This is a genomic window from Methylobacterium oxalidis (assembly GCF_007992195.1).
GTDB lineage: Bacteria > Pseudomonadota > Alphaproteobacteria > Rhizobiales > Beijerinckiaceae > Methylobacterium > Methylobacterium oxalidis.
Genome location: NZ_BJZU01000143.1, coordinates 1 through 20223 on the forward strand (window position 1 = coordinate 1; position 20223 = coordinate 20223).

19 protein-coding genes are annotated in these 20223 nt (G+C 64.4%); 12 read left to right on the top strand and 7 right to left on the bottom strand.

The window, feature by feature from the left end; all coding sequences use genetic code 11:
* Positions 1–267 precede the first annotated feature (267 nt).
* The 3 genes from MOX02_RS25990 to MOX02_RS26000 form a co-directional block, all read right to left on the bottom strand.
* Positions 268–1251, bottom strand: coding sequence for a serine hydrolase (locus MOX02_RS25990; protein ID WP_170267996.1), 984 nt, complete (start codon positions 1249–1251; stop codon positions 268–270).
* A 257-nt stretch (positions 1252–1508) separates the two neighbouring features.
* The gene (locus tag MOX02_RS25995; protein WP_147028719.1) at positions 1509–2078 is read right to left on the bottom strand and encodes a c-type cytochrome; all 570 of its coding nucleotides are present in this window, start codon (positions 2076–2078) and stop codon (positions 1509–1511) included.
* Between the two features lie 74 nt (positions 2079–2152).
* Positions 2153–3403 (bottom strand): PQQ-dependent sugar dehydrogenase, encoded by a 1251-nt coding sequence (locus tag MOX02_RS26000; RefSeq protein WP_244948454.1) that lies wholly within the window; start codon positions 3401–3403, stop codon positions 2153–2155.
* Between the two features lie 261 nt (positions 3404–3664).
* Here MOX02_RS26000 and MOX02_RS26005 point away from each other — a divergent pair, with 261 nt between their 5' ends.
* The 3 genes from MOX02_RS26005 to MOX02_RS26015 all read left to right on the top strand — a co-directional run bounded on the left by MOX02_RS26005 (position 3665) and on the right by MOX02_RS26015 (position 6431).
* On the top strand, positions 3665–4180 hold the full coding sequence (locus tag MOX02_RS26005; RefSeq protein ID WP_238179282.1) for a GlcG/HbpS family heme-binding protein: 516 nt from the start codon (positions 3665–3667) through the stop codon (positions 4178–4180).
* A 710-nt stretch (positions 4181–4890) separates the two neighbouring features.
* Entirely contained in the window at positions 4891–5370 is a 480-nt protein-coding gene (locus tag MOX02_RS26010) for a hypothetical protein (protein ID WP_147028721.1), read from the top strand.
* A gap of 44 nt (positions 5371–5414) precedes the next feature.
* Positions 5415–6431 (top strand): EthD domain-containing protein, encoded by a 1017-nt coding sequence (locus MOX02_RS26015; RefSeq protein WP_170267997.1) that lies wholly within the window; start codon positions 5415–5417, stop codon positions 6429–6431.
* A gap of 92 nt (positions 6432–6523) precedes the next feature.
* On the opposite strand, the gene MOX02_RS26020 is transcribed toward MOX02_RS26015, so the two are convergent.
* On the bottom strand, positions 6524–7414 hold the full coding sequence (locus MOX02_RS26020; RefSeq protein WP_174804970.1) for a LysR family transcriptional regulator: 891 nt from the start codon (positions 7412–7414) through the stop codon (positions 6524–6526).
* Between the two features lie 114 nt (positions 7415–7528).
* Between MOX02_RS26020 and MOX02_RS26025 the strand changes: the two genes are divergently transcribed.
* The 5 genes from MOX02_RS26025 to MOX02_RS26050 all read left to right on the top strand — a co-directional run bounded on the left by MOX02_RS26025 (position 7529) and on the right by MOX02_RS26050 (position 13522).
* Positions 7529–8281: an SDR family NAD(P)-dependent oxidoreductase gene (locus MOX02_RS26025; protein ID WP_147028724.1), complete on the top strand. Its 753-nt coding sequence runs from the start codon at positions 7529–7531 to the stop codon at positions 8279–8281.
* A 307-nt stretch (positions 8282–8588) separates the two neighbouring features.
* Positions 8589–8825, top strand: coding sequence for a hypothetical protein (locus tag MOX02_RS26035; protein WP_147028725.1), 237 nt, complete (start codon positions 8589–8591; stop codon positions 8823–8825).
* 25 nt (positions 8826–8850) lie between these two features.
* A complete protein-coding gene (locus MOX02_RS26040) occupies positions 8851–9051 on the top strand; it encodes a hypothetical protein (protein ID WP_147028726.1) in 201 nt (66 codons plus the stop codon).
* Between the two features lie 1253 nt (positions 9052–10304).
* Positions 10305–12503 carry a TonB-dependent siderophore receptor gene (locus MOX02_RS26045; protein WP_147028727.1) on the top strand — a complete coding sequence of 733 codons (2199 nt, stop codon included), beginning with the start codon at positions 10305–10307 and terminating at the stop codon, positions 12501–12503.
* Between the two features lie 125 nt (positions 12504–12628).
* Positions 12629–13522 carry an alpha/beta hydrolase gene (locus MOX02_RS26050; RefSeq protein ID WP_147028736.1) on the top strand — a complete coding sequence of 298 codons (894 nt, stop codon included), beginning with the start codon at positions 12629–12631 and terminating at the stop codon, positions 13520–13522.
* A gap of 684 nt (positions 13523–14206) precedes the next feature.
* On the opposite strand, the gene msrA is transcribed toward MOX02_RS26050, so the two are convergent.
* The 3 genes from msrA to MOX02_RS26065 all read right to left on the bottom strand — a co-directional run bounded on the left by msrA (position 14207) and on the right by MOX02_RS26065 (position 16517).
* Positions 14207–14725, bottom strand: coding sequence for a peptide-methionine (S)-S-oxide reductase MsrA (gene msrA / locus MOX02_RS26055; protein WP_147028728.1), 519 nt, complete (start codon positions 14723–14725; stop codon positions 14207–14209).
* Positions 14726–14770: 45 nt separating this feature from the next.
* Positions 14771–15490 (bottom strand): hypothetical protein, encoded by a 720-nt coding sequence (locus MOX02_RS26060; RefSeq protein ID WP_147028729.1) that lies wholly within the window; start codon positions 15488–15490, stop codon positions 14771–14773.
* A gap of 130 nt (positions 15491–15620) precedes the next feature.
* Positions 15621–16517: a formylglycine-generating enzyme family protein gene (locus MOX02_RS26065; RefSeq protein ID WP_170267998.1), complete on the bottom strand. Its 897-nt coding sequence runs from the start codon at positions 16515–16517 to the stop codon at positions 15621–15623.
* 369 nt (positions 16518–16886) lie between these two features.
* Between MOX02_RS26065 and MOX02_RS26070 the strand changes: the two genes are divergently transcribed.
* The 4 genes from MOX02_RS26070 to MOX02_RS26085 all read left to right on the top strand — a co-directional run bounded on the left by MOX02_RS26070 (position 16887) and on the right by MOX02_RS26085 (position 19784).
* The gene (locus MOX02_RS26070) at positions 16887–17642 is read left to right on the top strand and encodes an SDR family oxidoreductase (protein WP_147028731.1); all 756 of its coding nucleotides are present in this window, start codon (positions 16887–16889) and stop codon (positions 17640–17642) included.
* 30 nt (positions 17643–17672) lie between these two features.
* Positions 17673–18089 carry a cupin domain-containing protein gene (locus tag MOX02_RS26075; protein WP_147028732.1) on the top strand — a complete coding sequence of 139 codons (417 nt, stop codon included), beginning with the start codon at positions 17673–17675 and terminating at the stop codon, positions 18087–18089.
* 95 nt (positions 18090–18184) lie between these two features.
* Positions 18185–19093 carry an NAD-dependent epimerase/dehydratase family protein gene (locus MOX02_RS26080; RefSeq protein ID WP_147028733.1) on the top strand — a complete coding sequence of 303 codons (909 nt, stop codon included), beginning with the start codon at positions 18185–18187 and terminating at the stop codon, positions 19091–19093.
* A 151-nt stretch (positions 19094–19244) separates the two neighbouring features.
* Positions 19245–19784: a cytochrome P460 family protein gene (locus MOX02_RS26085; protein WP_147028734.1), complete on the top strand. Its 540-nt coding sequence runs from the start codon at positions 19245–19247 to the stop codon at positions 19782–19784.
* Positions 19785–20223: the final 439 nt, after the last annotated feature.

The following is a 20223-nucleotide window of genomic DNA, read 5'->3' on the forward strand; positions in this document are numbered from 1 at the left end:
CATTGAGCTTGGCTTCGTGCTCGCATGGTCAGCTTGGCGGCGCGCCCACCAAGCTGCCGCTCGACAGGCACATCTCAGAAAGAACATGCAACTGTAATGCTAGTCAGCTAGCGCAACTCCAGTTCGCGTCTGAGCCGGGACACCGACCGCACGGCGGGTGCCGGCTCCTCCAAGACGTGGCGACGGGAGCTTGAAGCGATCCGATCCGGGCGGCCCACGGCCGCGCAGGGTCGCCGCGACCGGCTGCCGAAACAGCAGGACGAGGTCCTACTTCGTCTCAGCTTGGGCCGCGGCTTGCAGAACCGTGCGAACGGCGGAGACATAGTCCTTGAAGAGGCCGGGGACCGACCCGTTCGGGCCGATCCAGTTGATGGTGAAGCAGAATGTGACCGGCGAGGCGGCAACGATCATCTGCCCCGCCAGGCAGAAGCAGTGGAAGTCGCTCCAGTCGAGGCTGCCGCCCTTGCCGTAGGCGGCAACGCCGCTCGGGACGGCCATGGCGATGCTGTCAGCCATGGCGGAGATCCGCTTGAACTCGGCCAGGGTCTTGTGCTGCGCGAAGACGCCGCCGAGCAGCGCCTGCCGGTACCACCGGACCAGCTCGTCGGCAGTGCTCATCATCGTCTGAACGTCGTTGATCGGCGCGCGCAAGGACCCCGGTGCAGGACCGCCTGCCAGCAGGCGCTGAAGCTGGGTCCAGCCGAGGTCGGTCCCCGGCTCGGCGCCGGCGAGGTAGGAGACGAGGCGGCGCGTCGAGTCAGGGACGCGGGAGGAGCCCAGGCCGGCCTGGCGCACGAGGTCGCGCACGCGGTCCGGGCCCACCAGCGCCAGCGCGACGTCGGTCGCCGTGTTGTCGCTGTGGGCAATCATGGCCTCGAGCACGCTGCGCAGCGTCGTCGTGCCGGTCAGGTTGAGGAACACGGGACTGCTCGGCGCGCGCACGGCGTCTTCGATCGCGTGCTGTTCGTCTTCCGAGAGCTGGCCGGCCTCCACGGCACGCAGGCACTGGGCGAGGATGAACGTCTTGACGGCGCTGCCGACGAAGAGCGGCTCGGCGGCGCGGTGGGCAGCTTGCCAGCGCGGTTCATCAGAGCCCGCCACGACAAGGCCGCTGCTGGTCACCGGCATGGCGGCGAGCTGCGCAAGGCCGTCCACGACCGGCTGGGGCGGCTGCCCTGGCGCGCTCACGCGTGAAGGCGTCCCCGCAGCCGAGGCGGCCACCTGGACGAGAACACGTCGGGTGAGGTCCACGTGCCGTCTCCTGCCTCGCGAGACGAACACCATCCTCGGTCCCCACCAACTGGGCCGTCAAGCGCGCGCCGACGACATAAGCGGCTTCTGAGGCAACGCTGCCGGTCTCGCGCCCGGGGCCCGGATCGGCCGGCAGCGTCACGATGGAATTCGCGCCGGCTCGCGCAGAGTTTGTCGGTCCCGCGGACTACCTCGGTCCAGGCTCCGTGCGCTTCGCCTGCCACGATTCGTTCGGGCTGGACATCCGACCGGGTCGACTACCGATGGGCCACTGCGTAGGCGAGTTCCACGATCTCGGCGTCTGAGAGACCCTGTGCCACCTCGTTCATGGTCGGGTCGTAGCCGGCCCGCGCGTTTGACTTGTAGGCGCGCAGCGTCGCCAGCAGGTAATCCTCACGCTGTGCGCCGATGCGCGGGATCTGCTCCCGACCGGCGAGGTCCTCCCCGTGGCAGGACCCGCACTGGTGCTTGGCGATGAGCGGCTGGGCCGCAGCCATCCGATTCGGGTCGGCTTCTCTCGCGGGCGTGGGCGGCGGCAGCTTGGCCATAGCCTCACCGAGCGCGTGCAGGTCATCGTCCGACAAGCCCTCAGCCATCGCATTCATCGGGTCGGCGACGCGCTGCTTCTCGCGGAACAGGTAGAGCTGCGTCAGCACATAGTCCGCCGGCATGCCGCCGAGTGAGGGCACGCCGGCATTGGCCGAGGTTCCGCTCTCGCCGTGGCAGGCGAGGCAGGCGGGCAGGCGTTCCGCCACGGTCTCAGCCCCGGCGGGGGCACTCCCGAGCATGAGGAGGGCGAGAAGGGCTCCGGTTGTGAGACGCCGCATGGACGGGTTCCTGACGGGATTCATGGAGGGGCCGAATGTCGGCCGGAGGGAAGCCGTCCCTACGGCGTTCCGAATCAGCGCCCGTAGCTCACGCGGTAGATCGCGCCGTTAAAATCGTCCGAGATGAGGAGGGCGCCGTCCTGGGCCACCAGCACGTCGACGGGCCGCCCGACATAGCGGTTGTCCTGCAGGAAGCCTGTCAGGAAGGGCTCCAGACTCACCACCCTGCCATCCGAGCCGAGCTTGGCCACGACCACGTCGCCGCCGATCTTCTGGGTCTTGTTCCAGGAGCCGTGGCGGGCGATCAGCACCGCATTGCGGTACTCGGCCGGGAACTGGCCTCCCGTGTAAAAACGCATACCGAGGGCAGCCGAGTGGGGGCCGAGCAGGCCGACCGGGGCGGTGAACTCTGCGCAGGAGCGGCCCCAGCCGTACTCCGGATCGGTGAAATTGCCCTGGTGACAGTAGGGATAGCCGAAATGTTGCTTGCCGGGTTCGGCGAGCACGTTCAGCTCGTCGTTCGGGATGTCTTCCGAGACCCAGTCGCGGCCATTGTCGGTGAAGGTGAGTTGCTTCGTGCCCGGGTTCCAGTCGAAGCCGACCGTGTTGCGCACGCCGCGAGCCACGACCTCGACGTTCTTTCCGTCGAGATCCATCCGGCGGATCTGCGCGTGGGTGTTGGGCGGGATCAGGATGTTGCCAGGCGCGCCGACGGGCACATAAAGCTTCTCGTCCGGCCCGATGGCTATGAACTTCCAGCCATGCGCCTCGTCCTTCGGCAGATCGTCGTAGACCAGCACCGGCTTCGGAGGAGTCTCGAGATTGTTCTCGATATCGTCGAAACGCCAGATCTTCGACAGTTCGGCGACGTAGAGCGCGCCCTTGTGGAACACGACGCCGTTCGGGCGGTGCAGTCCCGAGGCGATGACCTTGACGACGGGCTTCCCGTCGACCTGACGCACCGCGTAGACGCGGTCTAGGGAGCGGGTCCCCACGAAGACTGTGCCCTTGTCGCCCTGCGCCAGGGACCGGGCGTTGGCGACGCCGCTCGCGAAGACCTCGATCTTGAAGCCGTTGGGCACCTTCAGCTTATCGAGCGGAAGGCGGGCCGCCGCCGTCGGGATCGGCGGCCCGGCGATCGGAGCGAGCTTGGCGGCCTCGCCGCCCTCCGGCCGGCCGTAGAGGGCGGAGCCCCGGTCCTGCGCCAGGGCCGGCGCGACGGCAGGTTTCGGTGCTGCCGGTTCGGCGCTGCCCGGCGTTGGCGTGCCGCTCGGGGCCTGCTGCGCCAGCGCTCCGCCCAGGGGCAGAAGCAGACCGACCAACATTAGATTCCCTAAGCCAAACGACCGTGCTGTCATCGAAATTCTCCGGAATGCAGGGGCGTTATCGGGCGCCGATGCCATTCGGCAACCGACGGTTGTTAGATCGGAGGCGCATTGTCATGGCGAGTGGCGTCACGCCATCGCCTCGCTCGGCATCTGACCGTAACAAGAAGGTGACCCGTCGCGAGAACGCATCAGAGAATTGGGCTCCGTGTCGGGCTTTCCGGGACGTCGTGGAGGAAATCAATGAGGATTGCGACGCGAGTGGCACTCGGCCTCTCTCTGACTGGATTTTTCGCCGGTTCAGGCGCTTCGCTCGCGCAGACGGCATCTCCGCCACCGGCCGGCGGCACGCCGGAGCAGATGCCCTTCGATATCCCCTATGGAGCTCCAATCAGCTTAGAGCGATCGAAGCAGGTCCTCGCCGCTGCCGAGGCAGAAGCGGTGAAGCGCAACTGGAAGATGAACATCGCGGTCGTCGACACCCACGGCGATCTTGTCCACTTCGTCAGGATGGATGGCGCTCAGCTTGCCTCTGTTACGATCTCGCAGAACAAGGCGCGCACCGCCGCTCGTTGGCGCCGCGAGAGCCGGGTCTTCTACAACGCCTACGAGACGGGACACCCCTACCTCGGGACGCTCGACCCACAGCTTGCCGCATCACCAGGAGGTTTCCCGCTGGTCGAAGGCGGGAAGCTCATCGGTGCGATCGGCTGTAGCGGTGGAACGGGTGATCAGGACGCGGTGATCTGCAAAGTCGGGGCCGATTTGGTTCGATAGTTGCTAGGTCGGAGCAGGTGCAGTCGCGACGCGCGCGTAGAACGTCGCTCGGAAAGCCGCGCGTTCCGGGCGACCTTCATCAGCACTCTTCAACAGTAATCTGTCAAGCTTCATTCATCGCTTTCAAATCTCGCCGAAATCGCTCTCTGCCGGAGCGAGTGTCGGCTCGGTGCAGCCAATATGCAAAATGCTAGCGGTGAAAAGAACCGGCCCAAATTTACTTAGAATAAAGCATTTAAATATCGTTCAGAGCGAATCGCATTCAGTCTTTCGAATGTTGCGGCCTCTCATAGCCTTTTGTCGACCATAAAGATCAAGCCGCCTCTCCGTAACTCTCACCGGCGGGCGTCTGTTTCGGAGCTGCTGCCATCTGTCTGCGGAATGACCGAGCTGCGCGCAATGCTGCTGGCCGGATCTGGCCGAAAGCTGCTGGTCCAATTCGGAGCAGGTAAGGCGGTGAAGCGGACATTCCGCGCGGCTCGGATGAATGCCTCAGAGTGACCCCTTGCAGACCTTCAAGCCTGCCGACCCAGAAGTCCGCTCAGCAGGAAGGAGGAGACCTATAAGTGGCGGCCACGACATCAGCATGTCATGTCCCATAATCACGCGACCTCTAACGATGCCTCGGCTGCCCACGCCATTTTCCGGAACATTGACGGCCGTTCTCGCCTTGCCGTCAGGTTGGGCTTCGCGAGATACAGGTTGGGCACATGCAGGGGTACGAAGGCTCCTTCAGCATAGGGTTCGTGGCCGGGATGCGGAGCATGTCCGCTTGCGCCGCGCTGACGTGGGCCGCCTCGCAGGGCCGGACGCGCGGCGACCTCATCCCCGGCGGTCCGGGCGCCCGGGCTCTCGCCACGACGGCGGCCGTGGCTGAGATGGCCGGGGACAAGATGCCGTTCGCGCCGGACCGGCGGATACCGCCCTCCTTCGCGTTCCGGCTCGCCATCGGCGCGGTAGGAGGCTGGGCTCTAACCGGCCGTCGCGCCTCTCCCAATTACGGCGCCCTAGCTGGGGCCGCGGGAGCGCTCGCCGGCACGCTGATCGGGCGAGCCGCGCGCGGTGGCGACTCGCGAACATCGGCAGGGCGGACATGGGGCCTCGCCGAAGACGTCGCCGCCGCCAGCTTCGCGGCGCTTGTGGTCGCGTCGGCGGAACGCCAAATCGAGACAGTCCCGCCCGCGTCCTGAACCACCTTCCGGCAAGCGGCTTATCCCCCCTTGAAGGGGAACGCATGCCTGGCAAGACCGATGCACCCGACCTCGCCCATTCCGAGTTGCTGCAGCGGCCGCCGCACGGGCGCGTCGTCGGTTCGACCAACAAGCCGCTGATCGTAACGCCGACCTTCGTCTCGCGCTCCGACGTCACGCCGAAGGACGAGCGACTCCACGATGCGGGCTCTGGCGTCAACCGCGCAGGCCGAGAGGTCGCCCACCCGGACCGGCACCCGAACGTACTCGCCCTGGAGCCCGACCCGAACCGCGCCTTTGAGCACTGGAACGAGTATTGGCGAAAAGTCCACGGACCAAAATTCGCCTACGAGGAACCCGGCACCCAAAACGACCGGGTGCTGCGCTACGACCAGGTGCACAGGATCGCCTCCGGTCCCTCGTCGGACTGCCGGCCACCCTACCGGGCCATGGTCGATGGCGAGGGCAGGCTCGTCCGTGACTCGGCGGCACGCGTTCCGACCTACGAGCGACCGAGCTGGGATGGGTTCGCCTACATCGCCTACGGGGCCGAGGAGGACATCGAGGCGGTGCTCGGCCAGGAGCAGTACGCGAAACGCATCATCGCAGACGAGCGCACCGCGTTCCGGATGGTCACACGCGAGGTGGCGCGCGAGTACATCGTTATTCCGAGCGCGCGGCACCGCGACCCGGTGAGCCTCGTGAAGATCCATCGCCGCCGGTCCGGGCTGATGCGTGAAGCATTTCAGGCGCGTTGGCTCAAGGAGCATGCCGACCTCGTGGCGGGGAAGGCCGCGACGGCGGATTTCGTGCGCCGCTGCACCCAGCTGCACCCGTTCGGCTCGACGCAGGCGGACCCGGAGGGCTCTAAGATCGACGGCATCTCGGTGTTTGCCTTCGCCTCACTGAACGACGTCGAGGACTACGTTGTCACGGGCGACCACGCGGCCATCGAGGCGGCAGAGGCCGAGATTGCCGACCCGAGGGCGTCGGAGTTCTGGACCGCGGTGAATTACGGCGTGATCAACCGCCGCAGGCCGGAGGTCGCGACGGAGTGGTGACCGCCTGGGCCACGCGGCGACGCTGGTGCCTGAGGCCCGACGCTTGGCACCTTTAGCCTCAGGCGACGAAGAGAGCCGCCGCCTCTGCGGGCTCACAGCCTCGGGAAGGCTGCCGCCAAGTGGTCGATGAGGGCACGTACGGCCGGTGGCAGGCCGCGTCGGGTCGTGAAGACAAGGTGGACGATGCCGGCGCGGCTCCTCCAATTCCTCAGGACGTGAACGAGCCTGCCCGAGGCGATGTGACCTGCGCAGGCATGATCGGGCAGGTAGGCGATGCCGAGCCCGTCGGCCGCCGCATCGCACAGGACAGCGAAGTCGCCGCATGTCATGCGCGGCTCGTGGCGCAGCGTGTGCGACGCGCCGTCCTCCCGCTCGAACCGCCACTCCACCTCGCCCGGGTCGTCGCTCGTGCCAAGCGTGGGGAAGGAGGCGAGCGCGGCGATGTCGGTGCCGAGGCGGCTGGCGACTTGCGGGCTTGCGACCAGGATCCAGCGCGAGTGCCCCATAGAGCGCATGGTCAGCGAGGCGTCGGTGGTGAGCTCCAGTCTCACCCGCAGGGCTACGTCGATGCGCTGCTCGATCAGGTCGACGGGCTTGTCGCCGGCGACGAGCTGGAGCCTGACTTTCGGGTACCTGGTAAGGAAGCCGCGCACGCTCGCGGATACGACCTCCACCAAGCCCGTTGGGCAGCTCATGCGAATGCGCCCGTTCGGCTCGGCCTGAGCCTCCGCGACCACAGCCTCCGCCCGCTCGGCCTCCAGCATCATGGCCCGGCAGCGCTCGTAGAAGGCATGCCCGACCTCAGTTACGCGGAAGCGCCGGCTCGACCGCTCGATGAGCCGCAGGCCCAGCCGCGCCTCGATAGCGGCGACGCGACGGCTGAGCTTCGATTTCGGCTCGCGCAAGGCCCGGCCCGCGGCGGCGAAGCCGCCATGGGCGACGACCTCGGCGAAGTAGCGGTAGTCGTTGAGGTCAGCGCGCATCACCGTTCCTTAAATGGAACGCTACGTGCCAGGTTTGCCAGCTACGCGCATCATCGTTCCGGCGGCATCTCTGTGGGCAACGGCGCAAGCGAAGCCGAACGACGGAGAACGACGATGACGAACCGGTTCCAGAACAAGGTCGTGGTGGTGACGGGGGGCACGAGCGGCATTGGGCTCGCCACGGCGAGAGCCTTTTCCGAGGAGGGTGCCTCGGTGTTCATCACCGGACGTCGGCAGGAGGCCCTCGATGCGGCCGTGCGGGAGATCGGCGGACGCGTCACTGCCGTCCAAGGCGACATGGCGCGGCTCGCCGACATCGACCGCCTCTACGACGCGGTCCAGCAGAAGCACGCGCAGATCGACGTCGTGGTTGCCAACGCGGGCGGGGGCGAGTTCGCGCCCCTCGGCGCCATCACCGAGGAGCACTTCGACAGGACCTTCGACACCAACGTGAAGGGCGTGCTTTTCACCGTACAGAAGGCGCTGCCGCTCCTGAGGGACGGCGGCGCGGTGGTCCTCACCGCCTCGACCACGAGCGTCTCCGGGACCCCGGCGCTGAGCGTCTACTCGGCGACCAAGGCGGCGGTGCGCAACTTCGCCCGCAACTGGATCCTCGACCTCAAGGACCGCCGCATCCGGGTGAATGCCATCAGCCCCGGCGTCACCGAGACCGCCGGCCTGAACGAGCTGTTCGGTGGCGGCGATCAGGCGAAGGGCACCAAGGACTACCTCGCCGGACAGATCCCGGCCGGGCGCATCGGACAGCCCGAGGAAATTGCCAAAGCCGTCCTGTTCCTTGCCTCCGACGAGGCGAGCTTCGTCAACGGCGTCGAGCTCTTCGTCGATGGCGGACAGGTCCAGATCTGACGCCCGGGGTTGGGTGGGCATGCGGTGGCGGACGGCTGCCTGTCCGACCCCGCGTTGCCCGGGATCCTGACGGAGACGGCTCCACCCTGTGGCGTTCGAGATTTGAGAGCGATCTCGGATGTAGGGACGCGGTAGAAATAGCTCACGTTGAACGAGACGCTCGACCTAACGAAGGCCGTCAGGCCCTGAGGGCCTCGATCAGGACTCTCAACCCGCCGGAGAGGTGCCGCCGACTGGAATAATAGAGGAACAGATCGTCCCAGACCGGGCAGCAGTCCTCCGAGCAACCTGAGCGGCCGGCTCGCCGATGAGCACGTTTCAGCTGCACCGCGGCTGGCGTGAGCCGGACGGCCTCGTCACCAACCAGGTCACGTCGGAGCAGGCCATCGGGGCCGCCACCGCCTCTGATGCGGTGAGCGCGGCCCTGGGCGCAGGCGACTTCCTAGTCGTCGACAAAGCCAATCTGGCCTGGCTCACCAACGAGCAGGGCAGCCTGATCTGGTCGCTCCGGCTCGACGACGACAATCCCGTGTCGAAACCCTGAGATGTGCGGGAGCTCGGCATCGCCCTTGCGCGACATTCGCCGCGCCGATGCCTTCAAGCTAGGCGCAGGAGGCAGCCAGCTTCACGCGCCAAACACGGGACGCACGATGATGAGAAGCTTCCTCAACGAAGACATCGACCTGGGCTGCTATCCTTTGCATGGCGGCATTAAGGATCTCGAATGTTTCAGCGTTGAGAGCCTTTCGATCTGGCCCAATACATACTGAGATCCTTGGCAGCCCACATGCGGGGGGATTATATATGACGTATATCTGGGAGAATTTCTGTTCAGTATTAGACAAAACCTTTTCTGACTTCAGTCGTCGACACCCATCGAACACCAGCAATGTGTAAAATTAATGAATGTTGTAAAAAAAACTTTTTATATGATTGTTTCTGGGCTCGATCTAGTGGGCAAAGATCAATAACTCGCAGATTCGTCTTCGCGGGCGTTGAGTAATGCGGCCTTCCCGACTGAAGCGCGCTCTTGCGGGAGGCGTGCATCTGCATTCAGGAATTGCCAGAAGGCGCCACAATGCCGATTACGCGAGCCAGGCGGCTTAGTCGACGCGGAGCGCGGCTGGATCTTAGCGCCAGATCACCCGAGCCCTTGCTGCGTCGCCTTGGCCCCAGCGGATAGCTGTGACAGGATCAGCTATGCCCGGCCGAGAGACCTGCTTTCTCAGAGTTTCGACCGAGCGGAGCGCGGATGGCCCACGCAACTTCTGCTGGGGCCTGGTGCCGTCCGATCTCGGGATCCCGCACAGTCGGTCCGCCTGTTGTTACCCGATCGAGGAAGCGGCGCGCTCAGAGGCTGACGCCCTAGCCCGTGTGCTCAACCCGGCGATTGCGGAATCTCCGCAGCGCCGAGCCCGATCAGCCCCGCGAAGCGCACCAGTGCCGCCGTCATCGAAGACGGCTCGTCAAACCGGCCCCAACCTCGGCCGAGGCCATAATCGGAGGGGCTTCATAACACCCAATGAGCCGGAGGGTAGTGGCGTCAGCGCCGAGGGGCTCCGCCGCGTCGGCTGGCGCTGCTCCGCTTGCCGCGTCCCTTACAGCGGCTTCGCGGACGCCGACACGGGCGTGCTCCGGGTCGATCGGGCTTGATGGCGCGCCGCCTGCCCCAAAGCAATGCTCCTCGACGCGCCGGGCGCCTGCCAGGAGTTGCGGGCCGCTTGGCGGCCTGGAATTTGCTCGAGAGGCGTCAAGCGACGTCCTCCAGGGCGAGGATCCTGCTGCCGGGGCAGCAGCTGCCCCTAAAATCTGAGCGCTCTGAAGCCACGCTTTCACAGAGAGATGATCACAGCGAACCTGCATGGCCGCATTCCTAACGCGCGGCCATACCCAAGCTTAGAAGAATTTCATATTTGAGCCGTTCTAAGTGTGTGATTTACAACACGTTTTCGGCTTGCCTCTTAATCCGCAAACGGCAATGTGACCGATACGGCGCCGCTTGAGGCGCGGGTCGGCGTGCTTCATGTCCGATCGATCCTTCCGTCTCGCTCTGCTCCTGGCGACGACCTGCCTCGCTGGGGCCGCAAACGCGCAGGACACCGCCGTGCAGCTCGATCAGCTCTCGGTCGAGGGCGTGGCATCCGCCCCCGCGGCGGCCAGCAACCTCAGTGCCGGTGACGGCGGTACGGCCGCCACGAGCGGTGGCGGCGGTGGACCATCGGGGATCACCGGCTACGTCGCCCGGGTCGCGACGGCCGCCACCAAGACCAACACCCCCCTGATCGAGGTGCCGCAGTCGGTCTCCGTCCTCACCCGCGAGCAGCTCAACGACCGCAATGTCCAGACCTTCACCGACGCGGTCAACTATGTCCCCGGAGCCATCAGCGCCCGGTCGGGCTTCGACCCGCGCTTCGACCAGATCTTCATCCGCGGCTTCGACGTGCTCACCAACCAGGGCATCTACCGCGACGGCCTGCGCGTGATCGGCAGCGGCTTCGCCTACCCGAAGAGCGAGCCCTACGGCGCAGAGGCGCTGACCATTCTGCGCGGCCCGGCTTCCGGCCTCTACGGCCTCGGCTCGCCCGGCGGCATCCTCGACATCACGACCAAGCGCCCGGTCTTCGTGCCGTTCGGCGAGGTGCAGTTCCAAGCCGGCAGCTTCGACCGCTTCCAGGGCAACTTCGACGTCGGCGGTCCCGTCCCAGGTTCGGACGGCACCATGGCCTACCGCCTCACCGGCCTGCGGCGGGAAGCCGGCACCTTCATCGGCCTCGGCACCACCGACGACCAGCTCTACCTCGCGCCCGCCTTCACCTGGAAGCCGTCGGCCGACACCACGGTCACGTTCCTGAGCGAGTTCCAGATCACCAACACGCCGGCGGCGACGTTCTTCTACAACGACCCCGGCTTCCGGGTGTCCAATTTCTATCAGGGCGACCCGCGCTTTATCGGCCTCGACCAGACACAGTACCGGGTCGGCTACGCCTTCGAGCACAAGTTCACGCCGGACCTGATCTTTCGTCAGAACTTCCGGCACTACGGGCTGTTCCTGGTCGGCAAGTACGTCGATATCAACAACATCAACGTGGCGCGTACGATCGGCACGCGTGATACCGGCTACATCCGCGAGGGCCTGGTGCAGCAGACGCTGGACAACCAGCTGGAGGCGCGCTTCGCCACCGGCCCGATCGCCCACACCGTGGTCGGCGGCGTCGACTACGCCCGCTACAGCCTGAGCCAGCGCCTCGGCTTCGGCCTAGCCCCGGATCTGAACCTCGTCACGCGCAACTACGGCCAGCAGTTCATCGCAACACCGGCCCTGGGGCCGGCTTCGCGCCAGAGCCAGGACCAGATCGGCGTCTACCTGCAGGATCAGGCCAAGTTCGGCGACTTCATCCTGACGCTCAACGGACGCCACGACTGGGTCTTCCAGAACAACTACGCCACACCGGACAGCGCGGTCTCGCGCCAGGACAACTCCGCCTTCACCGGTCGGGTCGGGCTTGGCTACGTTCTGGCGCCGGGGCTCGTGCCCTATGCCAGCTACGCCACCACCTTCACGCCGCAGGTCGGTCTGGATCGGAACGGCCAGGCGTTCAGGCCGGCGACCGGCGACCAGATCGAGGCGGGGGTGAAGTACCTGATCCCCGGCACCAACATCCAGGCCGCGTTCGCAGGCTTCGAGATCAACCAGTCGAACATCCTGATCCCCGACGCGACCAACATCGCGTTCCAGACCGCCGGCGGCGCCGTGCGCTCGAAGGGCTTCGAGGCCGAGGCCACCGCCAACCTCGCGCCGGGTACGAACCTGACCATCGCCTACACCCACGTCGACATTCGGTTCGTGAACTCGACCTCGTTCACCGGCGAGTCGCTTAACGGGAACCGCGTCTCGGGCATCCCCAGCGACACCTATGCCTCGTTCCTGACCTACGCCTTCCCGCTGTCCTCGCCCCTCTTCGGCCTGCAGATCGGCGGCGGCATCCGCTTCATCGGCCCGAGCTTCGCCGATGACCAGAACACGGTGCGCAACACGGCCGTGACCCTCTACGACGCACTGATCGCCTACGATTTCGCGGCAATCGATCCGAAGTACAAGGGCCTGCGCGCACAGGTGAACGCCTACAATATCTTCGACCGGAACTACACAACCTGCTCGTTCGGCTTCTGCAACTTCAACCAGCCGGCAACCGTCATCGGCAGCCTGATCTATCGGTGGTAGGTTGAAGCTGGCTTGGCGGTGGTTGATGAAGGCTGGATGACGAATCTCAACTCAGTCGCCGGTCGCGTCCGGTGAAGGCGATCCTCTCGCGACGCACCTTCGCATTCCTCTCAGCGGTTGGGGCGATGCTGGGCACCCGCTCTGTCGCAGCCGTAGCAGATCCGGACGAGCCGGCGCGGCTTCCTGGGGCGATCAACTTCGATCTCGGCGGTGAGGGGGCTAAGGCACCCTGGCGTGTCACGCTCTACGTTCCTCCTGGCGAGGCGCCCCCAGCCGGCTGGCCTGTCCTGTATCTGCTCGACGGCAACGCGGTGACTGCGACAGCCATCGATATCGAGCGTGTCCAAGCGCCCTATCCGGATGCCACCGGGATCGGCTCGCGCTTCGCGATCGTCGGCGTCGGCTATCCGACGGATGGGGCCTACGACAGCGTACGACGCTCCTGGGACTACACCCCGCCGCCTGGCCGATCGTATCCGCCTCATAAGCCCGGCACCCCCGAGCTGCGGACGGGTGGCGCTGACACCTTCCTGCGCTTCGTCGCGGACGAACTGAAACCCGCGGTCGAGCGGCGCTGCCGCATCGACCCTTCGCGGCAAGCCCTGTTCGGGCATTCCTTCGGCGGCCTCTTCGTCCTCTACGCCTTGGCCAACCTGCCAACGGCCTTCTCACATTGGATTGCGGCGAGCCCGTCCATATATTGGGAGGATCTCGCGCTGCTGAAGAGCATCGAGCGTCTTGAGACGGGACCGCCTGTTCGCACGCGCGTGCTCCTCCTCGCCGGGGCTTACGAGGCGGAACTGGCGCCGTTTCAACGCGATGCCTCGGACAGGGAGGCACGCCTGAGCCGGCTGAGATCGGCGCGAACGGTCGAGCTTGCTCGCGCGATGGCGGACCGGCTCGATCGGATACCTGGCTTGCAGAGCCAGTTTCGGTTGATCCCCGGACGAGCGCACCTAACCGTACTTCCCGAAGCCGTGAACGATGCCGTCGCGTTCTTCATGGATCGGTCGGGATAATTTCACCCACCCTGGCGCGCCGGAAACTTCCGCTCTCAACGGGCGCGGGTGAAACGGACAGTTAGGCATCGGCCGCAAGGAGCATCGGCTATGTCGTTGAAAATCGGTCCTGCTGTACTCGCGCTGATGACCTCGTTTGCTGCGCCCGCCACGGCCTGGGCTTTTGGTTTTGCCGGATGTCCCAATCTGCCTGAATACAACCGCGCCCTGGGCACCATTCAAGGAATGACGGTCTGCGGCATGACCGTTGAGCAGGCTCGCCGCGTCGTCGCGGCTCATGATGGCTCAGCTATCCCGGATCGGCAGGTGGCGCCGGTGCCTCAAGCTCCTCACCGCCGTTACCAGAGGCCGCCACGCCACGGAGCAGTCCATCACCAGCGACCTGCTGTACGCTAGCCAGGTTTGTAATGACCTCCGCCTTCCTTGTGCTGCCGGCCTTTGATCGAGTTGCATGAAGATGGCGACCGCGGCGAGCCGGGCGAGTTGAAGCGAAAGCTCCGCGGAAGAGTTTGAGCGCCCAATGGTGGCCGAGAGCGGCCGGTCTGCTTTCCGCATGGGAGTGTGCAGAAGCAGATGTCCCTTGCGCCCCAAGCGGCCGACTCAAAGCGACCTGTGGCAGACCTCAAGTACTCGCGCCGTGGAGGATGCACCCGGAGGCTGTGCCGCAGATCTTTGCAGCGCTCCTCAATGATCGTGCAGCGCCTGCGCGCGAACGGGGAGTTTCCAACCGGGCCGCACGAAGTGGCAGGTGTAGCCGCCCGGATACCGCTCTAGGTAGCCCTGGTGCTCTGGCTCCGCCTCCCAGAACGGACCAGCCGGCGCCATTTCGGTGACCACCTTGCCGGGCCAGAGCCCCGAGGCATCCACGTCCGCGATCGTGTCCTCGGCGATCCGCCTCTGCTCCTCGCTCGTGTAGAAGATGGCCGAGCGGTAGCTCGCGCCGAGATCGTTGCCCTGACGGTTCAGCGTCGTCGGGTCATGGATCTGGAAGAAGAACTCCAGGATCTGACGGTAGCTCGTCCGCGCCGGGTCGAAGACGATCTCGATGGCCTCGGCGTGAGAGCCATGGTTGCGATAGGTCGCGTTGGGCACGTCCCCGCCCGTGTAGCCGACGCGCGTGGACAGCACACCATCCTGACGCCGAATCAGATCCTGCATGCCCCAGAAGCAGCCGCCGGCCAGAACCGCACTCTCCTCGTCCATGCGCTTTCTCCCTCAGGTGTCGGCCCTCGTGGCGCCGAGCTAAACTCAAGAAAAATGCACGTCACTGATGTCGATCGACACCATGAGTGACTCCCGAACAGTCTGTCGCGTGGCATCTCGCAGATAGGCTCGCCGCTTGCTCGGCAGCCGGATGCCATCGCCTTCGATGTAGTCGTGGACGAGCTGGGCCGCGCCGAAACCACCCGCGACATCGACATCGTAGTCGTGCCGACGCAGCAGCAGATCGCGCCCGAAATAGAAATCCTGGCTCGTGCTGTGCGTAGCAAGGCTGGGCGGGAAGGAAGCACGAAGCACGCGCCACGTCTCACCCCCTTCTTGCCACGGCGCAATTTCCTGCACTGTGACCCCGGGTGCCGCGAGGAGGAACGGCATCGTCAGGTAGTTCCACATCGCGTAGCCGTTGAAGTAGGCCCGGTGCAAAGGATCCCACGGGGTTTCGAAATTGTGCCCATCGAATGATGAGCGTGATGTCGACCGCTCCTGCACGACCGTGCCGTCGCTTCGTTCGATCGCGACCCGCTCCGATGTAAACGCGGCGTGCCAGTCTGGATCCCCGAACGGCTCGACGGAAGCCCGCTGCTCATGCAGCCAGACGCTCATGCGACGCGGCGTTGCATCTTGCGGCAGCCCTTTGATACCCCACAGATCTCCCTGTGAAACGATCGTCGCCTCAACCCTTTCGAAGTCTTGCCAACGGCCCGCACTGTCGTGAGCTTCTATGACTGAGGCAAGCAGTGTGCCCATCGTAGTGCCCTTGGATCTGCTTTGCTGCCAGGAATTGTAGTTTGCGAACAGACTGGCGCCGTTTAACTTGGTACGCGATCGCTGTAATCTTGCATACAATCGAACCCGAACCCACCTTCGCTCGAAATTTCTACTGATACTCTAATTCTCTCGCTACACGAAACCCGAGAGTGTCAAACTCAACGTTGACGTTCCGCTTGAAACGAACAGCTGCGCGAAGAAACTCGCTCTCGTTTCGCCAAGAGCCACCACGGATTACGCGGTAGACCGGATCACCGCTCTGCACCCATGCCGAGCCATCGCTGGGTGCGCCATAATAGTTGTCATGCCAGCAATCCTCGACCCACTCCCAGACGTTGCCGTGCATGTCATGCAGTCCGAATGCGTTCGGCTTGAATGATCCAACGACCGCCGTCTGCGTGCTATCCCAGACGCTGCCACATTCAGCACAATTGGCGTTGGCGCCTGTAGGATCATCTCCCCATGAGTACGGAGTTTTGCCGCCCGCTCTTGCGGCGTACTCCCATTCCGCTTCGGTAAGCAGCCGATAGTTCTTGCCTGTGGTGCGCGAAAGCCAGGTGGCATATTGCTTGGCATCACGCCACGTCACGTTGACGACGGGCATCGTCCCTCGTCCCCAGCCATCTGCAGCCCGGCGGCATGCCGCGGCGGCCACACAAGCATCCCATTCGTCGAAGGTCACCTCGAACCTGGAAACCGCGAACGTCGCGATTGTTACTTCGTGCGCTGGACCTTCAGTCGCACTCCGAAAGGGCTCGTCTTCTGCGGAGCCCATCATGAACTTTCCACCTGAAATGACGACCATCTGAGGACAAATGGCGGCGCAATCCCTGAAGACGGACTTGCCCACTTTCGCGACCGAGTTGTCCTTCTGAGCCGTGTCAGCGACTGCTTCTGTCTGTTCAGGCTGGTGTGCGGTCAAGCGCGCCTGCAAGCCCTCCTGAGTCAGAGCTACCGCATCAACGGCAATCTCGAACGAGGCGATGGCTATGATGGAGGCGGCCATCCTGGCCATACAGCGGTCGGCCATATGAGGCACTCACGAGCACCACTTCTTCATTTATAGCCAATCAAAAAATACGCTGCAACCTTGATTGTTCTGCTTGATGCCATTCGGTGCCGAGATGTATCGGCTACTAGCGTGTCACGCTGTATCGCATCAACTTATACAGTGCATTTGTCGACTTCGTACAAAGCATGATGCTCCCTCTGCCAGATCACTCGGCAACGGCCCGGCACGGTTGATGACAGTCGCTGGCAAGGCGATGGCCAAGGCGCCGGGATCGGTTCAGGATTGCCGCAGGGTGATACCAGCGATTCATCCGCCGGGGAGATAGTGGTCAACGTCCTCCAGTCGTCGACAGGGAGGTGGATCATGAAAATCGTCGTCATCGGCGGCACCGGCCTGATCGGCTCGAAAGCCGTCGCGATCCTGCGGCAGCACGGTCACGAGGTCGTCGCCGCCTCGCCGAAGGCCGGCGTCAACACCATCACCGGCGAAGGGCTCGGCGAGGCCATGGCCGGCACGCAGGTGGTGATCGACCTCACCAACTCGCCCTCGTTCGAGGACGAGGCGGTGTTGGAGTTCTTCAAAACCTCCGGCCGCAACCTTCTCGCGGCAGAGACTGCAGCCGGCGTCCGTCACCATGTCGCGCTATCGATCGTCGGAATCGAGCGGACACCTGAGAACGGCTACTTCCGCGCCAAGGTCGCGCAGGAGAAGCTGATCGAGTGCTCCGGCATCCCTTACACCATCGTCCGCGCGACCCAGTTCCTGGAGTTCCTCGGCGCCATCGCCGCCTCAAGCGCGGATGGCAATGTGGTCAGGCTTTCGCCTGGCCTGTTCCAGCCCATCGCGGCAGATGACGTTGCTGCCTTCGTCGCTGATGCGGCGCTCGCTGAGCCAAGGAGCGGCATCATCGAGATCGCCGGCCCTGAACGGGCACCGTTCAACGAGATCGTCGCCCGCTACCTGAAAGCGGTCGGCGATCCGCGCGACGTCGTGCGCGATCCCGAGGCCCGCTACTTCGGCGGGCGCGTCGAGGACCACTCCATCGTGCCGCTGGGCAAGGCGCTCCTCGGCCGGATCGGATTGGACGAGTGGCTCCGCCATTCGAGGGCCGCCGCCTGACGAACCCCGTCGTTCGAAGGATACGGCGCCATGAAAAGCATACTCTTCCCGCTGCTTCTGGCTGCTATGGCGTCCGGCGGTGCTCTCGCCGACGCATCGAAGGAGAAGAGCGCCAAAGTGACCATCGTCTACGAGCACGAGCTGCCAAACGTCCCGGGCAAGAGCATCAAGGGCGTGCTCGTCGAGTATGGTCCGGGCGGCTTCTCGGCCGGCCACACGCATCCGAAGTCCGCCTTCATCTACGCGACCGTTCTCGAGGGAGCGATTCGCAGTCAGATCAACGATGGACCGGTGACGACCTACAAGGCCGGGCAGAACTTCTCGGAGCGGCCCGGCGACCGCCACAGCGTCAGCGCCAATGCCAGCGATACAGAACCGGCCAAGCTGCTCGCGGTGTTCGTGCTGGACACGAAGGCGACGGAACTGGTGATACCGTTCGGGAACTGAGGCTCGGTCCTCTCACGCCGAGTTGCGCGGCTACACGGCGCTTGGCGTGCAATGGCACCGCCGCCCGCGCAAAACAGAAGACGCGAGGCCTAGCCATGAAGATCTTCATCGCGGGCGCTACCGGCGCCATTGGCCTCCCACTTGTGCGGGCACTGTGTACCCTCGGCTATCAGGTGGCCGGCATGACGCGATCGGGCGGGGGCACAGCTCGCCTGCGTGAGGTTGGGGCCGAGGTTGTCGGTGCAGACGCCTTCGACCGGGAGGCGGTGCAGACGGCGATCGAGGTGGCGGCGCCCGACGTGGTGATCGATCAGCTCACTTGGCTTCCTGCAAACCCCGCCGACATCATCAAGTCCTTGCCCAACAACACCCGGCTTCATCGGGAGGGCGGCCGCGACCTTCGTGAGGCCGCGCAGCGGGCCGGCGTCGGACGTTTTATGCTGCAGTCACACGGCTTTTACCTAGATGCGCCGGACGGGCAGCTTGCCGATGAGACAGCGAAGCTCCGCTACGACGCCCCTGGTGTGATCGGCGAGAGCACACGCGTTACCGGCGAAGGTGAGAACGAGGTTCTCGCATCGGCGATGGATGGCGTCGTACTGCGATACGGCTTCTTCTATGGACCTGGCACTTGGTACCGCCCGGACGGCGCCGTCGCGGATCAGGTGCGGGAGGGACAGGCATCCATCATCGGAGATGGCAATGCCGTCTGGTCGTTCGTGCACATCGACGATGCAGTCGCCGCGACAGTCGCCGCTCTGAAGGCTGAGCCCGGCGTCTACAACGTGGTTGACGACGATCCACTGCCGGTCGCCGAATGGTTGCCGGCGTTCGCCCAGTGGGTTGATGCGCCGCCGCGCGTGACGATTGAGGAAGCGCTGAAGTCGGCTGGCGAGGAAGCTGTCTACTACCACACGCGTCTGACCGGAGCTTCCAACCACCGGGCCAAGGCGCAGCTCGGGTTCGCGCCGCGGGCTCTCCTCTGGCACCCGCGCGCGATCTAGCGCTTCATGGGTGGGCCGGCATTCAAGATCCTTGATCTTTTCCGCAGTTCTTGGGGGCCAGAAACGGATAAGGTCTTCTGCCTTCCTTGAAAAGGAATAATGAGTCGCGAGTCATTTTCAACTGGCAGTCGTTATTGCGGGAGAGGACTTTATGAACCTAACCTACTTCCGGTCGGCTGCTATCGCGGCTGCTATCGCGGCTGCAACGTGCTTCTTACCCCTGACGTCAAACTCGGTCGGAGGCAGTCATGACAAGATCTCCCCGATCTTCGGTGTCGAGATTCCTGCTGGTTACCGCGACTGGCGGATGATCAGCGTTGCTCATGAAGCGGGCGACCTCAATGACCTTCGTGCCGTTCTCGGAAATGACATCGCGATCAAAGCCTTTCGAGAAGGGACGCGTCCCTTCCCCGACGGCACGGTAATCGCGAGACTGGCTTGGAAGCATGTGCCGTCACAGGAAAACAACGCAGCATTTGGGCGAGAACAATCCTTCGTTCCGGGCGTCTCCACCAACCTCCAGATCAGTGTCAAGGATGCCAAGAAGTACATTGAGACAGGAGGCTGGGGGTACGGCCAGTTCGAAGGCGGCAGGGCCAATCGCAGCGAGGCTTTGATGAAGACATGTTTCCCCTGCCACACTCGCACAAAGCCAACGGACGACTTCGTCTTCACCCGCTATGCGCAATGATGGCCGCATGACTCTTCGGTTATGCTGGGTAATATATTCGAGCGTAGCACAGGGTGCGGGACGCTGAACATCCGACCTAGGCCCTTGTACTCTTTACAATGGCCAGGCTCTGGCTCGGATGTCGGCTTTTGAAAACCGAGAATATCTTGAGCTATCACGCATAGCTGATAAATGAGCGCTTCGGAGAGGCCTCCAAGATTGGCTGGACGACGAGATTAGGTGCGATATTTAAGGGCCAATACTGGCCGAAAGCGGCCTATCCGCTTCGAGCTCAATTTTCGTCCAAGCGACGTTCTGCGCGGCCAGGATGAGTGCCTCAGCGTGCCACTTTCCGAAGCTTGCTCTCAGCCTAGTTCGCGGTGCGCGTTAGGCCGCAACCGAGAGGGCCAGTTCAAAGGAAGAGGCTCAGCAGGCGGCTTGGGCTGAAAAGGCGACGGTT